Origin of the sequence: Enhygromyxa salina, from assembly GCF_002994635.1 — a bacterium.
Classification (GTDB): domain Bacteria; phylum Myxococcota_A; class Polyangia; order Nannocystales; family Nannocystaceae; genus Plesiocystis; species Plesiocystis salina_B.
This window is the reverse complement of record NZ_PVNL01000057.1, coordinates 230082-245745: the sequence shown is the minus strand read 5'-3', so window position 1 is coordinate 245745 and position 15664 is coordinate 230082. Positions and strand designations below refer to the sequence as shown.

At 70.5% G+C, this 15664-nt stretch carries 7 protein-coding genes; 4 read left to right on the top strand and 3 right to left on the bottom strand.

All coding sequences use genetic code 11. The features are described from left to right. Window positions 1–304 precede the first annotated feature (304 nt). Together ENSA7_RS15590 and ENSA7_RS15585 are read left to right on the top strand one after the other, a co-directional pair. Entirely contained in the window at window positions 305–3463 is a 3159-nt protein-coding gene (locus ENSA7_RS15590; protein ID WP_106090069.1) for a BamA/TamA family outer membrane protein, read from the top strand. Further along, entirely contained in the window at window positions 3438–5063 is a 1626-nt protein-coding gene (locus tag ENSA7_RS15585) for a glycosyltransferase family protein (RefSeq protein WP_146157733.1), read from the top strand. The genes ENSA7_RS15590 and ENSA7_RS15585 overlap by 26 nt, the downstream gene beginning before the upstream one ends. On the opposite strand, the gene hutH is transcribed toward ENSA7_RS15585, so the two are convergent. Further along, on the bottom strand, window positions 5064–6593 hold the full coding sequence (gene hutH / locus ENSA7_RS15580; protein ID WP_106090067.1) for a histidine ammonia-lyase: 1530 nt from the start codon (window positions 6591–6593) through the stop codon (window positions 5064–5066). 228 nt (window positions 6594–6821) lie between these two features. On the opposite strand from hutH, the gene ENSA7_RS15575 reads away from it, so the two are divergent. Continuing rightward, the gene (locus ENSA7_RS15575; protein ID WP_106090066.1) at window positions 6822–8861 is read left to right on the top strand and encodes a serine/threonine-protein kinase; all 2040 of its coding nucleotides are present in this window, start codon (window positions 6822–6824) and stop codon (window positions 8859–8861) included. A 27-nt stretch (window positions 8862–8888) separates the two neighbouring features. Continuing rightward, a complete protein-coding gene (locus ENSA7_RS15570; protein ID WP_106090065.1) occupies window positions 8889–10799 on the top strand; it encodes a serine/threonine protein kinase in 1911 nt (636 codons plus the stop codon). Here the strand turns inward: ENSA7_RS15570 and ENSA7_RS15565 are convergent. Together ENSA7_RS15565 and ENSA7_RS15560 are read right to left on the bottom strand one after the other, a co-directional pair. Further along, window positions 10768–11739 carry a M14 family metallopeptidase gene (locus ENSA7_RS15565; protein ID WP_106090064.1) on the bottom strand — a complete coding sequence of 324 codons (972 nt, stop codon included), beginning with the start codon at window positions 11737–11739 and terminating at the stop codon, window positions 10768–10770. The two genes, ENSA7_RS15570 and ENSA7_RS15565, sit on opposite strands and share 32 nt — an antisense overlap. An 80-nt stretch (window positions 11740–11819) precedes the next feature. Next, entirely contained in the window at window positions 11820–15503 is a 3684-nt protein-coding gene (locus tag ENSA7_RS15560) for a DEAD/DEAH box helicase (RefSeq protein WP_181233768.1), read from the bottom strand. Between the last annotated feature and the right edge of the window lie 161 nt (window positions 15504–15664).

The window sequence follows — 15664 nt, the reverse complement described above, 5'->3', positions numbered from 1 at the left end:
CGCGGCCAAGCAGCTCCCGCGAGCACGCCCGTGGTTCGGTGGAAGAGCACAGACCGGCCACTGGGAGCCGATTTTGGGTAGTTGGGCGCGGAGCTGATTTCCCTTGAAGGAATCTGCGGACACGGTCATTGAACCGCGACATCCGACTCCTGCGCTCGCGCACACGGCGGAGGCGACGTGGACCAGCGCTCGCGTTAAGCTGCGCCGACACTTCGACGTGCGACCGCAGCGACGCAGCCCAAGCCCGAGTTTGATCGTGGCTCCTCTCGATCCGCTCGCACCCCAGCGTCCGTTCGCTCGTCGAATGATCTCGGTGGTGGGGATCGCCGTCGCGATGTTGGTGTTCACCCTCGTCGCGCCGCTGGTCGCGTGGCTCGATGGGGCGGGGGCGCGAGCCGTCGCGGCGCCCGGCGAAGGTCCGGAGATCGACGACGCGGGCCGAGCTGCGCCAGACAGTGCAGCGCGCCCGGACGACCCGGCGCTCGACGTCGAGGATCCTGCGGTCGACAGCGCGGACGTTCCCGAGGCCGAGACCGGCGCCGACGCCGACGCCGACGCCGACGTTGAGACCGAGACTCCGGCGCCCGCGGACCCCAAGAAATCGGAAGCCACGGTCGCGCGGGTCCACGTCGAGCTGACGGTGTGGCGGGGCGGAGATCGCCCGCGCGAGGGTGACCGGATCGCCCGCCGCCGCGCGGAGGTCGAAGGCCGCGCCCGCTACGAGCTCACCGGGCCGGCCCACGCGAACCAGCATTTGGTCCTGCTCGACTACGCCGAGCTGCTGCGCGACGAGCCGCGCGAGCTCGATGAGATCGCGCTGTCGACCTACGTCGCGGGGCCGTCCGAGCGCGCGCGCACGATCATCGCGAGCGTCCACGCCGACGGCCGCGAGCTCACCCCCACGCGGGTCGGGGCCCGCCGCGACCTCGTGATCGAGCTGCCGGCCGGGGTCACCGAGGTCACCGTCGAGTACCGCGTCGAGGTCCCGCATCGCTACTGGCCGCTCGGCTGCGTGTGGCGTCGCTGCAGCCTGTCGGGAGCGATCGCGCCGCTGCCGAGCGAGCCGGCCCGCGGCGGCGTGTGGCTGCCGTCTGGCGGGCGCGTCGTCACCCCGGTCGAGTGGGTGGTCGAGCGCGCTCGGTTCGGCGCGGTCCCCAGCTGGGAGCCCGGCAGCGAGCCGACCACGGCCGAGGCCAAGGCGCTCGACGGGCAGGAGCTCGTCGTCACCCGCGAGGCGATCGATCCCCGCGCCGTGATCGCCTACCCGTCGGTGTTCTGGGGCCCGCGCTGGCATCACACCGAGACCTGGCATCGGGGCGTGCGCGTCCGGGTGCTGCACATCTCGGTCCGACCCGGCGATCAGTACCCGAACGAGAATTTGTTTCACCCGATCCACGACGTCGCGGGGCACGTGCTGTCGATCGCCAGCGCGGCGATCGACATCGCGTCCGTCGTCAGCATCGAGCCGCCTCCCGACGCCGAGCTGACCGTGGTCCAGGGCCCGCTGCGCAGCGACGTCTCGATGTTCCACCCGACCGCGGTGATGGTCAGCGATCAGTACCTCGAGCTGTTTGCGACCAAGCGGCTCGCCAAATTTCACGACATCCAGGTCGCCCGTTCGATCTGCGATCTGCTGGCCTACGCCCACTTCTCGGGCCGCCACGACAGCTCGACCGACCTCTGGCTCTCGGGCGCGTTCGGGGTCGTGCTCGCGCAGCTGTGGCAGCGCGCGCGAGATCTGCGTGACGAGTACGCCGTCGATCTGCTCGCCGCCTGGACCTTCGTCCCCGCGATCGACAGCTTCTTGTACTCGGGCCAGGCGTCGTTCTCTTCGGCGTACTTCCGCGGCAGCGAAGATCAGTGGCCGGTCCGCCATCACCCGCTGTTCTTCGCCAACGAGCTGCCCAGCGGCCGGCGGATCCACGAGAAGCTGTCGGACTTGCTCGACGATCCGCAGCTGGCTGGGCTCTACGCCGAGCTGGGCCACAACCCCGACAGCGATCCGCGGGTGGTCGCCGAGCGGGCCTGGGGCCGCGAGCTCGGGTGGTTCTTCGACCAGTGGCTCGGGCCCTATCCCGAGGTCGACTACGCGATCACCGACGTCCGCTCGCGCAAGGCCGACGACGGCCGCTGGCACCACGAGATCACGATCTCGCGCGACAGCGATCGTCCGCTGGTCGAGCCGATCCAAGTCTACGTGCGCGAGCGCGGCGGTCACGATCACTACCTCGTGTGGAACGGCGAGGCTGCACCCGGGGCCGACTTGCTCGATCAACCGAGCGTGGCCCAGCACGTGTTCACGCTGAGCACCGAGCGGCGGCTCGAGTCGGTCCGTCTCGATCCACGCGCGCGCTTGGTCGAGGTCTCGCGGATCCCCGGCGGCGCGACCCGCAGCGCGCGAGGCGACAGCAGCGATCCGCTGTTCAACAACCGGATTCCGGCCAAGACCCGGTTTGTGTATCGGGGGTTTGGGTTCTCGGTCGCGGCCTCGGAGCTCGCAACCGCCAGCACCACCCAGGCCCGCTTCAACGCGATCTCGGCTGCGATCGCGTTCGAGGCCAGCTTGCGGCGAGACCTGCGGCGGACCGCGGAGTTCTATGCGTATACCAACGGCGAGGCCAACCTCGGCGGCCGGACCCGCTTCAATTTTTACTTTGGGGCCAAGCGCAACCGCCAGCAGCGACGCCTGCGGCTGAGCAACACCAATTCGGTCGCGTGGCTCAACACCGGCGGGCTCGACCAGGCCGGCGGTATGCGCCTGGTCGAGCGCCTGAGCCTCAGCCACAGCACCTATAAGTACGGCGGCTGGCCCGAGCGCGGGCACATCGTCTACGGGGGGATCTCGGGATCTCAGACCATTCGGCTCGACGGCAGCGACGACCACCGCTTCTCGCTCAACTTCGACGCAGGCTGGGCGCAGATGTGGCCGCTCGCGCACAACCATGTGCTTGCGACCCTCGTCGAGGTCGGCCTGGTGGTGCCGCTGGCCTCGCGGCTCGAGTTTCGCAGCCTCAACCGCGGCGGTGGGATCGGCGCCCTGACGGGCTTCACCTCCAACGAGCTCTACGGTCGCGCGGTCGCCCGCTCGCTGGTCGAGTACCGCCACGTGATCCTCGATGATCTGCGGATCCCCCTGCTCAACCTGATCTTCGTGCGGACCATCAGCGGCGCGCTGTTCGGCGGGGTCACGTCTATGTCGGGCTGCGACGACTATGGCGGCTGGTTCGGGTCCGACAGCTGGTACGGGCAGGTTGGCTACGGCCTGGCCGCCCGGTTCACGTGGCTCGGCGTGGCCCCGCAGCTGCTGCGGGTCGACGCCGCCGTGCCGCTCGGCCGCCGGGGCGGCGCGACCTGCCTGGGCGAGACCTTGCCCGACTACCTCGCCGAGGTGCAGGGTATCGACGACGTCGATCGCTTGCTGCCGCCATTCAATATCAATGTCACCTTCAGCCACCCGTTCTAGTCAGGTCGCGACCGCGCTGACGATCATCGGGTTGGTCGCGATCGTGGTGGCCTCGGCGTGGCTGCGCGCGCCGGGGTTCACCCAGGGCGGGTTCGCGTCCCACGATGTCGCCGGGATCCTCTACAACGCGATGGTGCTCGAGCACGGGGGCCTGCCCTACGTCGACACCCTCGAGTTCAAGGCCCCGGGCAGCTTCTACCTGGCCAAGTGGTTCGCGGGCCCCGAGGCGCGAGACATCGCCCGGTTTCAGATCGCCGCGAACCTGTGGGCGCTGCTCGGGCTGGCGTGCGTGGCCGGGCTCGGCTGGCGGCTGTGGGGCAAGCTCGGCGCGCTGACGAGCGCCGGGCTCTACGCCCTGCACGACGCCCACCTCGACTCGATGGACGCCAACTACGTGACCTGGGCCAACCTGCCTCAGATCGCGTGCTTCTGGCTCGGCGTCGAGGCCCTGCGCGCACGCTCGGACCGCTGGCGGCCGACCCTGTGGATGCTCGCGGGCGCGTTTGCGGGCTTCGCAACGCTGTGCAAGCAGCCCAATGGTGTCGTGTTGGTGCCGCTGCTGCTGATCGCCACCTTCGGCGGCGCGGACTCGTCCACGCCCGCGTCCAGGTCAGGGCGGGGAGCAGGGTGGGGGGCCGTGCGCGAGCGAATGATCGATCCCGGCTGGGTGCTGCTCGGGTTCGGCCTCGCGCACCTGCCGATCGTCGCGCAGTACCTGGCCGCCGGTCAGTTCGGCGCGCTGTTCAACGGCTACTTCCTGAGTCGCTGGGCGCTCCGGTACCTGGGCGCGCGCGAGGCTGGGCTGGGCAGCTCGGCGTGGGAGGGCGCGCTGGCCCTCGCGCACTTCCTGGGCTTGGCGCTGGTCCTGGCCGCGTTCTCGAGCGCGCGCGCGCTCGCCGATCGCGTGGCGGCCTGGCGAGGCGGCGCGTCGCTCGACCCCGAGCAGGCAAAGACCCTGCGCGAGCTCGGCTTCGTGTTCGCGTGGCTGCTCGCGACCCTGGTCGCGGCCAGCCTCGGGTTTCGGTTCTACAAGGGCTACTTCCTGGCCGTCGCCGCGCCGCTGTGCCTGCTCGCGGCGGCCCCCTGCGGGCTGCTGGGGCGGCGCTGCACGGTCCACTGGATCCCGCGCGCGCTGGCCCTGTCGCTGGGCCTGGTGCTCGTCGTTCGCGCCTTGCTGATGCTCGAGCACGTTCGCCTCGATCGCGCCCGGCCCCATGACCTGGGCGGTCGCCGGATCGCCAAGCACCTCCTGGCCCACACCGAGCCCGACGATCGGATCTGGATGTGGGGCTGGCACCTGTGGGACGTCTACCCGCTGACCGGGCGGCTGTCGGGCAGCCGCATCTACAAGTCCCTGGGGGTCCTGAGCCAGCCCAACGACGACACCTGGCGGCGGCCCGCGAAGCCGCTGCGCTTCGTCGAGTCCGCGTACGCGGACCAGCTGATTGTCGACCTAGAAGCCTCGCGTCCGGCCTACGTGGTCCTGGGCTCGACCGTCCCGCACCGCGAGTTCAAGCAGCTCCACGAGTTCTTGCGCGCCCACTACCGTCGCGACCGTCGCGTGCGGATCGGTCGGGTCCAGCTGTGGAAGCGCAGGTAGTCACAGCGCCTGACGCAGCGCGCCGTCGAGGATCGCCTGCGCGAGCGACTCGAGCTCGGCGGTCATGCTCCGATCACCCGTGAACGGGGCCACGTGCTCGCGGATCACCGCGTGAACCCGCACCAGGGCCGGGCTGCTCGGGTGGTCGCGCAGATCCATGGCCCGCGCCGCGGCGGCGGCCTCGATTGCGAGGACGTGCGCGAGGTTGCGAACCACAGCCGCGAGCTTGCGGGCGGCGATCGGCCCCATGCTGACGTGGTCCTCCTTGCCGGCCGAGGTCGGGATCGAGTCGGTGCTGGCCGGGAACGACATCGACTTGCACTCGCTGGCCAGCGCGGCGGCGGTGACCTGGGCCATCATGAACCCGCTCTCGACCCCGGGGTCGTTGGTCAAGAACGCCGGGAGTCCGCGGGAGTGGGCGGCCGTGCACAGCCGATCCGTGCGCCGCTCGCTGATCGTCGCGAGGGTCGTCAGCGCGGCGGTCATGTGGTCGGCTGGCAGCGCCACGCTGCACGCGTGGAAATTGCCGCCGCTGAGCACGTCGAACCCAGCCGCGTGATCGTTGGGATCGCGCAGCAGCACCAGCGGGTTGTCGGTGAAGCTGTTGAGCTCGATGTTGACGGCCGCGGCCGCGTAGTCGATCGCCGCGCGGACCGACCCGTGCACCTGCGGCATGCAGCGCATCGAGTAGGCGTCCTGAACCCGGCCACAGTCGGCGTGGGACTGGTTGAGCGGCGAGCCGGCGAGCAGCTTCGCGATCAGCTCGGCGCTGTGGATCTGGCCGGGGTGCGGCTTGCCTGCGTGAATGCGGGCGTCCAGGCACGCGGTGGTGCCGAGCAGCGCGTCGAGGCTCGAGGCCCCGATGATGTCGGCGGCCTCGACCAACTCGCGGGCATCCGCCAGCGCCAGCGCCGTGATCGCGGTCGTGACCTGGGTGCCGTTGATGAGCGAGAGTCCCTCTTTGGCGGCGAGATCGAGCGGGTCGATCCCTCGCTCGCGCAGCGCGTCGGCGCCCGACATGCGCTGGCCGTCGAGCCAGGCCTCGCCCTCGCCGATCAGCGGCAGCGCGAGGTGGGCGAGCGGCGCGAGGTCACCGCTGGCGCCGACGCTCCCCTGGCACGGGACGACCGGGACCACGCCGGCTCGCAGCAGCTCGAGCAGGCGCTGAGGCACCAGGGGGCGCACGCCCGAAGCACCCAGCGCCAGGGTGTGGGCCCGCAACATCAGCAGCGCTCGGACCACGTCGGCCCCCAGCGGCTCACCGACCCCAACCGCGTGGCTGCGCAGGAGGTTGCGTTGCAGGTCCTGCAGCCGCGCCGTGGGGACCTTGACCCCCGACAGCGCGCCGAACCCCGTGTTGACCCCATAGACAGTCGCACCGTCGGCGAGTGCGCGTTCGAGCAGGGCACGCGTGCGCAGCAGGTTGGACTCGGCGGCCTCGTGAAGGGTCGCGTCCGCGCCACGTCGGGCGACGCGGTGGACTTCTTCGATGTCGATCTGGCGTCCGACGATCACCGCTTTTACGGGCATGAGGTGCGATATCATGGCCGCTCGGGAGCTGGGTCGTTTCCTACCGGTTTCCGACCTGGGCGCGGCCTCGGTGAGCTCACGCGCTCGGGGTCGGCGCGGCCCCAACCAAACCGCGATCTGGGCCACAGTCCGCGTTGACCGCCCCAATCCAGACGTCTACGCTAGACGTGAATGCGAGTCTGCCCGCATTGCGGGGCTCGCTACGAGGGTGAGCCTAGCTTCTGTCCGATGGACGGCTCACCGCTCGGCGAGCTCACGAGTCCTAGCGTCGGCGCGTCCGCGTCCGGCTCGGTGCTCCGTTGGGTTCCGCCCGAGTCCGATGCAGAGGTCGATCGAGTGCAGCCAGCGTCGGAGCGAGTCGGCTCGGGTCCGCTGCGGGTCGGCTCGGGTCCGCTGCGCGCGGGCTCGGGTCCGATCCGGGTCGGCTCGGGGCCGCTGCGGGTCGGCGCGAGCTCGGGTTCGGGCATGGGCGCAGGCATGGGGGCGGTCGGCACGCTCGCCGCGGTGCCACCGCGTGAGCCGTCATCGAGCGGCGTCGCGAAGATCGGCCCGCAAGCCAGCAACCCCGGCTGGCACGCCCCGCAAGACGGCTCTGCCGCCGTCGCGACCGAGGGTTGGCGGCTGCCATCGAGCTTCGACTCGAGCTTGGACGCCGGCGAGGAAGAGAGGCTGCTCGGGGTCGTGCTTGGCGATCGCTATCGGGTCGAGCACCAGATCGGCGCGGGCGGCATGGGCCTGGTCTACAAGGCCGTGCACCTGCTGATCGGTCGCGATCTGGCGATCAAGGTGTTGCGGCGCCGCTACTCGCAAAAGCCGGAGGTCGCCAAGCGGTTCGAGCAGGAGGCTCGGATCGCCTCGAGCGTCAAGCACACCAACGTCGTCGACATCCTCGACTACGGGACCACGCCGGGCGGCAGCCCGTACTGCGTGATGGAGTTCCTCGCTGGCCGCAGCTTGGCCCGCGAGCTCGCCCAGACCGGTCCGATCGATCCGGCCCGCGCGGTCGGGATCGCGTGTGACATGGCCCGGGGATTGGCGGCCGCACATCGGGCGGGGGTCATCCATCGCGATCTCAAGCCCGATAATGTGTTCTTGGTCTCGGCCAGCGACGCGGCGGCCGAGCAGGTCAAGCTGCTCGACTTCGGTATCGCGCAGATCCTCCGCCGAAAGGTCCGCCTAACGGCCGTCGGCGCGATCGTCGGCACGCCCGAGTACATGTCGCCCGAGCAGGCCCGAGGCGACGAGCTCGACGCCCGATCGGATCTCTACGCGCTGGGGATCGTGCTGTTCGAGGCGCTCACCGGGCGGGTCCCGCTGAGCGCGGACTCGCCGACGGGGACCATGAGCAAGCAGGTGTTCGAGCTCGCGCCACGGCTGCGCGAAGTCGACCCACGCCTGGCTGCGTACCCGAGCCTGGAGGCGGCCGTCGCCAAGCTGCTGGCGAAGAATCGGGACGAGCGTCCGAGCTCTGCGCTCGAGGCGGCGCAGCTGATCCAGGCCGCGGCGACCAACGATCTCGAGCCAGCCTCCGACGCGCGCGGCCACGCCGTGCAGGCCGGCTGGGCCCAACCACACGCGCCCCCACCCGTCGTCGCCGAGCAGGACATCGTTCGGCGGGCGACGATCATGATCGGCTCGGGCTCGGTCGCGCGCGCCCACGACACCGAGCTCGACGGACCCGCGACCGGAAGCTTCTCCGCCAAGCCGGGCAAGCTCGAGGCCCCGGAGCCGAAAGATCCCCGCAAGCGGCCCAGCATCATCATTCGGGACGGGGTCCCGTCCAAAGTTCGGCCGCCGCCTCCAGCCGGCACCCCGCTGGTCTCTCGCACCCCCACACCCGAGTCCACGCGGCCGCTCGGCAAGCCCCCGCGCGGGGGGATCCGTGGTCGTCACGCGCCGCTGATCTTGGTCGCCCTGGGCGCGGCGATCTTCGCCGCGCTGGTCACAATCGGGTTCATGCGTTGGCTGCAGCGACGAGACGCCCGAGCCTCGGGCGCGACGGGATCCATCGAATCGGGACCATCCGTGCTCGGCGAGCGCGTTCACGAAGATGGGCGGGTGGCCGCTCGCGCCGGTCGCGTGGGTCCCGATCGGGCGAATACCCCCACAAACGCCGCGGTCGAAGGCCGCACGCGCGGGATTGAGCAGCCGCAATGCGTGGCGGCACACTCCAGGATGACCGGGGGTGGAGCCGTGTTGCGAGACCCCGCGATGCCCACGAAACTCAATGTGCCCAACAGCCGGCCTGACGAAAATACGGTAGGCTGAGCCGGCCTCTGAACTGACGAGCGACTCATGGCTGAACCCAAAGCGAACCCCGACCTAAATGTACCCGCAGGCGGGGGCACGATGATCGCCAGCGCCAGCAAGCCACCCGCTCCGCCTCCGCGTGGTGGTGCCGGTGGAAAGGGCACGATGGTCGCGGGCGCACCTCCGCCCATGCCCAAGTCCACGGTCTTGTCAGCGGCCCCGCCCCCAATCGCGGCACCGCAGGCGACCGAGGACCTCGGCAGCGGCGGCACGATGATCTCCATGAACGCGAGCCCGGCCGTGCCCGAGGCCGTCGCGCCCACACCCTCGCAGAGCCAGAGCGTCCATGACCTGATCGGCGTGGTGCTCTTGGGTCGCTACCGGGTCATCAAGAAGCTCGGCGAAGGTGGCATGGGCACCGTCTACCTGGGCGAACACGCCCAGATCGGCAAGAAGTTCGCCGTCAAGGTCCTCAGCCACGAGTTCGCCCACAAAGACGACCTGCGCGAGCGGTTCCTGCAGGAGGCCCGCGCGGCCTCGATGATCAGCCAAGAGAACGTCGTCGAGATCACCGACTTCGGCGACACGCCTGACGGCTCCGTGTTCTTCATCATGGAGTTCCTCAACGGGGAGGACCTGTCCGACACCGTCAAGACCCACGGGCGGCTGCCGTGGCCGCGGGTCAAGCACATCATGCTGCAGGTCTGTCGCGCGCTCGCGGCTGCTCACGACGCGGGCATCATCCACCGCGACATGAAGCCGGAGAACTGCTACCGGATCGCGCGGGGCAAGAACGAGGACTTCATCAAGGTCCTCGACTTCGGCATCGCCAAGGTCACTTCCGAAGAGGAGGGTGAGGGCAAGGGCCTCACGCGCACGGGCATGATCTTTGGCACCCCCGAGTACATGTCGCCCGAGCAGGCGCAGGGGGCCAAGCCGGATCACCGCGTCGACATCTACGCCCTCGGCGTGATCCTCTACGAGCTGCTCACGGGTCGGGTTCCGTTCACCGCGGACACCTTCATGGGGATCCTGACCAAGCACATGTTCGAGGTCCCCGAGGCCCCGTCGGCCGTGGTCCCCGACGCCGACATTCCGGCCGAGGTCGAGGCGATCATCCTCAAGGCCATGCAAAAAGACCGCGAGCTGCGGTTCGCCGACATGCGAGAGATGGCCGCCGCGCTCGAGGCGGTCGGAACGGGCGCGGCCGCGGTCGCGTTCGTTAACGAGAACATCGCCCGGCCCTCGACCGGCGAGATGGCGTTCACTGGCAGCCGCGCGGCCATGCTCCCCGGCACGGTCCCGCCGATGTCGGCGACCGAGGAGGAGCAAGGGGGGTCCAAGAAGGGCCTGATCTTCGGGCTGGTCGGCGGGCTCGCGCTCGTCGCTGCTGGCGTCGGTGCGTTCATCGGCTTTGGTGGGCTCAATGGCGACAAGCCAGCCGACCCCGCCACCGATCCCGTCGCCGTGGCCAAGGCTCCGGAAGAGAAGGCCGTCCCCGCTCCCGAGCCGCAGCCCGTGGTCGAGGAGCCGGAGAAGGTCAAGGAGATCGCGGTCGGGACCGAGACGGTCACGTACCACATCATGACCAGCGACGCGGACGGCAACCCGGTGATCGCCTCGATCCTCGATCCGCGCGACAACGGCAGCTACGGCAAGACCAACACGCCCGAGGGCGTGGGCGTCGAGAAATCGACCGAGCGGCTCTCACTAACGCTCCGGGCCGCCGGCTTCGAGCCACTGACGATCGAGATCGTCCCGGACTCCGACAAGAAGTTCGAGTACGTGCTCGAGCCGATCCAAAAGGCCGCGCCCAAGAAGAACGTCTCGTCCAAGAAGAAGGCCGATCCCGCCCCGGATCCCACGCCTACGCCCAAAGAAGACGCCAAGACCAAGAAGCCACCGCGGCGGGTGTCCCCGGATCTCAAGGATCCGTTCGGCTCGCGCGGGGGCTGACCGGCGGCGGCAGATCGAGGGCGGCGAGCAAGAACGCCGCGACCGCCGGGACGTCGTTGTCGACCCACGGTCGTGGATCGCGGGGGTTGAACCGCCAGAACAGCGGCACCCGCCTCGCAAAGCTCTGGGCCAAGCTGGCGCGGAACGAGAAGCACTCCACGCAGACCGACCAGCACCCGTGGGTGTGGTGCTGGTGGTCCTCTTGCTCGCCCGTGAAGGTGTCGAACACGCGGCTGGCGATCCGCAGGTAGCGGGTGTGGGGCTGGGCCTGGCGCAGGGCCTCGCACAGGCGCGCGTAGGCCAGCGAGTCGGCGCGGGTCCGGACCCGCGGGGGAAACAAGGTGCCCATGAAGCTGTGCAGGTTGGCGCTCGCGTGAAATTTTTGGCTGGTGAGCAGCTGATCGAGGGCCGCGGTCTCGGGCTCGCTCAGGGGCGCGGGGCCCCGGTAGGTCGCGTCGCCGGGGGTCGAGCTCCCGGCGCCCGGCAGCGGCAGACGTCGGGCGCCAGCCGGCAGCGGCCAGTTGCGGTTGAGGTCCACGCCGCGATGGTTGTGGCGTAGCCGCGCGAGTGAGCCGACGCCGTCGAGCGCGTGGGTCCGGGCGTATCCGTCGGGGTTGAGGCACGGCGCGAGCCACAGCTCGGCGCGCTCGTGCAGACGGCGAAGCGGCGGCGGCGGATCCTCGATGAGCTTGGCGAGCATGCCCACGCAGACCCGATTGCCGATGAACTCGGGCCCGTGGGTGTTGGCGCAGACCAGCACCCTTGGGACTGCGCCAGCAGCCGGGGAGGGGACCCGGACGACGTGGAGTGGGCGGTGCTCGACGCTGCGCCCGTACTCGATCAGCTCGGTGCCGGGGATCGTCGCGCTGGCTTTGGCCACGAGATCGGCGAGCTCGCGCTCGCGCGCCTCGGGCGTCGGATAGCTGTCGAACTCTCGCATGGCTCCGCCCGGCAATTGTGCGCCAACGCGAGCGCCGAGATCGAGCCCCACAGCGCGGGGCCCGACCGCGAGCGCAGACGTCAGCCTTCTTCGGGGCCAGCGGCGATCGGCTCGATCGCCTCGCCCTCATGGGTGACGAGCGCCGGGCTCGCCTCGGGCTGAGGCTCGTCCACCTCCGACGGCTTCTCGTCGGCTGAGGGCTCAGGCTCAGGCTCAGGCTTGGCTTGCTGAGCGGCCGCGGCCAGCTCGGACTCGCTGGCCCCGTCGCTCGGCTTGTCGTCGCCCGGGCTGTCGCTGGGCTTGTCGCTCGGGTCGAGCACGTCGGCGAGCGCGTTCGCGGCGACGATGGTCGCAGCCTGGTCATCCGGCAGGCGCAGCGGGGCCGCGTCCGCGTCGAGATCCGAGATCTGGACCAGGGTCAGCTCGATCGAGTCGACCACGCTGCCGTCGAGTCGCGCGACCACGGTCTCGAAGTGGCGCACGTCCATCCGGAACAAGCTGTTGTCATCGCGGACGGTCAGATCCTTGACCGCTTTGCCGTGCAGCCCGGTCAGGCGCCGGAGCAGCGCGCGGACGTGGGCCGCCTTGTGGCCGTGTCGGCGGCCGATGTTGAGCCCGACCCGCACCAGCGAGTCGTCGACCGGCGCGTCCTGGATCACGGGGATCAGCGGGACCAACGAATCCTCCGCCTCGGGCGCCGCGAACGGGGCCGCGGGCCGAGCGACCTCGACCTCGTCCTCGTCCTCGGCGTCAGCCTCGGTCTCGGCGTCCTTGCTGTCCTCTTCACGGACGAAGTCGGCGGCCGTGAACTTGCCGGCCCAGAGCTCCCAAAAGTCCTTGTGTGGGGGACACGTCAGCTCGGGCGTCACGACCGCGGCCTTCTTGCGTCGGCGCCTGCGCCTGCGCTTCTTCTTGTCGCCCTCGGCGTCTTCGGCGTCTTCGGCGTCTTCCGACGCTTCGGAGCCCGCGGCCGCGGCCGGCTGGGCTTCGGCCACCGGCCCGTCACTGGTGGGGGCTGCCGCGACCGAGAGAGCGTCCGCATCGGCGGGCGAGCTCGCCACGCCTGGGTCGGCAGCGAGCGGCTGCTCGCCGGACGGCTCGTGATCGCCGGTCTCGAGCTCGTCGTCGCCGTCTTGCTCGGTGTCGCCGTCGTCCTCGGCGTCGCGCTCGGTCAGGTCCTCGACCTCGACCTCGTCGGTCAGATCATCGAGGACGGCCCGGCGTCGGCCCTTGAGGGTCAGCTCGTCGAGCTCGTCGATCTCGCCGAACTCGGTGCGGACCGCGCTGAGCTCATCGATGTCGATGTCGATGACGATCTCGTCCTGCGAGACCCGCGGCGGCTCGGGTGCGACCTCGTCACGGGGCGCGTCGTCGCCACGATGGCGTCGGCGGCGTCGGCGGGAGCCGCCTTCACCTCGCGCTGCGCCGTCACTCGCCCTCGCCCTCGCCGAGAATGCCTCGCTCGGGGCCTGTGTCGAGGCGGGCGCCTGCTCACCGTCGGACTTGCCACCGCGCCGACGACGACGCCGTCGTCGCTTGCGCCGCGGTGAGCCATCTGCCGTCACGTCATCCTGCTCGTCGGCCTGGCCCTGCTCGTCGTCGTCGCCGTCAACGCCGTCACCGCCGTCACCGGAGCGGTCCTCGGCCGCGACCCGGGTGGCCTCGCCGGAGCTGTCCTCGGCCCCGTCCTCGCCGGACTGCGAGCGGCGTCGGCGTCGGCGTCGGCGCTTCTTGGGCTTGCCGTCGTCGTCTTCGCTGGCCTCGCTGGCGTCCTCGCTCGCAGGCGCGGCGGCCTCGCCCTCGGACTCGGACGTGCGCTCGGACTCGGAGGCGGGCGCGTCCGCGTCGGCGGACTCCTGACTGGGGACCGGTTTGGGGAGCTCACCGGGCGGCTCGGCGCCCGAGTCACTCGCGGCAGCGCCCGACGGGGCCTCAGGCGCCTCAGCCTTGGCGGCTGGCGGTTGCTCGGCGCTCGGGGTCTCGACCTGGACCTCGTCCTCGCGGCTGCGTCGCCGCCGACGACGACGAGGCTCGTCCTCGCTGCTGCTGTCGCGCCGCTCGACCGGCTCGGCCGCGAGATCGACGCTGGCCGAGTGGCCACCCTCATCACGGGCGCTGGGGCGCTCGCGCTCGCCAGGGCCCCCCACGCGATCCCGATCGCCGGAGCGATGCCGGCCCCGGTCACGGTCACGGTCACGGTCACGCGAGCGCTCCCCACGTCCTCCGCGGCCGCCGCGATCGTCACCGCGGCCCGAGCTGCGACCGCGCGGGCCCGAGTCGTCGCTGCGGTAGCGGTCTCGGCCGCGATCCGATCGGCGATCATCCCGATCACCGCCGTGGTCTTGGCGCGAGTCGGTCGACTGGCTGTCGGCCGCGTCGTCGAGGTCGACCTGCTCGCGGGTGCGCACGCGGTTGCTCTCGATCGCCTCGTGCAACAAGTAGGCGACGACGCGCTCGCCACGGGGATCTTCGACCAGGCGACGCGCGAGCAGCAGCCACTCGGGGGAGACCGGCTGCGAGTAGTCGTGGCTGATGCGATCGAGCTTGACCTCGGTCCGCGTGGCCGCGAGATCGTCGGCCGGCGGCAGCTTGCGCTCGGTGAACTGGATGCTCTTGTAGCTCTTGGTCAGCGTGTAGAAGCTGCCAAATTCGAGGGGCGAGACGATGCTCAGCGCCTGCCCGGCACGCCCCGCGCGACCGGTCCGGCCGGTTCGGTGGACGTAGACCTCGGCGTTCTCGGGGAACGAGTAGTTGATCACGTGGCTGACGTGCGACACGTCGATGCCACGCGCGGCCACGTCGGTTGCGACCAGGAACCGCAGCTTGCGATCACGGAACTTGCCCATGACCTGCTCGCGCGCGGCCTGGGTCAGATCACTCGACAGCGCGTGCGCCGAGTACCCGTTCTTCTGCAGCACGTTGGCGACCAGGCGGGTCTCCTCGCGGGTGTTGCAGAACACGATCGCGACCGTGGGGTCCTCGAGGATGATGATGTCGAGCAGGTCGCGGGTCTTGATCGTGCCCGAGGTCGGGTAGTAGGCGTGATCGATCTCGGCGGCGGCGATCTCATCGCCCGACAGCTCGATGCGGACGGGTGTCCGCATGTTGCGACGGGCGATCCGCTCGATGTCGCGCGGCACCGTGGCCGAGAACAGGCAGGTCTGGCGGTCCTGCGGACACGCGCTGAGGATCGCCCGGATGTCCTCGAGGAAGCCCATCGAGAGCATCTCGTCGCACTCGTCGAGCACGACCGTGCGAACCCGGGACAGATCGAGCGAGCGCCGGCGGATGTGATCGAGGATGCGCCCGGGCGTGCCGACGACCGCGTGGACCCCAGCCGCGAGCGCGTCGAGCTGCGGGGCCATGGCGGTGCCGCCGTAGACCGGCAGCACATCGACGGGGCTGTCGACCGCCAGCCGAACCAGCTCGTCGCAGACCTGCTTGGCGAGCTCGCGCGTGGGCAGCAGCACGATCAGCTGCACGCCCGTCTGCTTGGCGGGGCCAAACTCGAACCGACTGGCCAACCACGGCAGGCAGAACGCGCCGGTCTTGCCGCTGCCCGTCTGCGACTGAACGAGCACGTCCGTGCCCGCCACCATCGTTGCGAAGGTCCGGCCCTGGACCGGCGTGGGCGCCGTCCAGCCCAGCGTCTCGACCGCAGATTGCAGCCTCGCTGGCAGCTCGAGCTCTTCCCAGGTGCTGGGCGCAGGCTCTGGTTCGACCTCCGGCGCCGCGGCGCTCGGCCACGATCCGGCCTCGGCCACTGGCGCGACTGGCTCGGCCGATTTGACTGGCTCGGCCGGGTCGACTGGCTCGGCCGGTTCGACCGCTGCGCCTTCGGGGTCAGGGGAGCTAGCAGAAGTGCTAGCGGGGGAACCGGCGTCGTCAGAGGGCTCAGAGGCGACGGCCTCGGAGTCATCCATCG

Bases quoted from the DNA above. Each gene is read 5' to 3' on its own strand.
- ENSA7_RS15590 (WP_106090069.1), top strand. From the start codon at position 305: ATGATCTCGGTGGTGGGGATCGCCGTCGCGATGTTGGTGTTCACCCTC.
- ENSA7_RS15585 (WP_146157733.1), top strand. From the start codon at position 3,438: ATGTCACCTTCAGCCACCCGTTCTAGTCAGGTCGCGACCGCGCTGACG.
- hutH (WP_106090067.1), bottom strand. From the start codon at position 6,593: ATGCCCGTAAAAGCGGTGATCGTCGGACGCCAGATCGACATCGAAGAA.
- ENSA7_RS15575 (WP_106090066.1), top strand. From the start codon at position 6,822: ATGGACGGCTCACCGCTCGGCGAGCTCACGAGTCCTAGCGTCGGCGCG.
- ENSA7_RS15570 (WP_106090065.1), top strand. From the start codon at position 8,889: ATGGCTGAACCCAAAGCGAACCCCGACCTAAATGTACCCGCAGGCGGG.
- ENSA7_RS15565 (WP_106090064.1), bottom strand. From the start codon at position 11,739: ATGCGAGAGTTCGACAGCTATCCGACGCCCGAGGCGCGCGAGCGCGAG.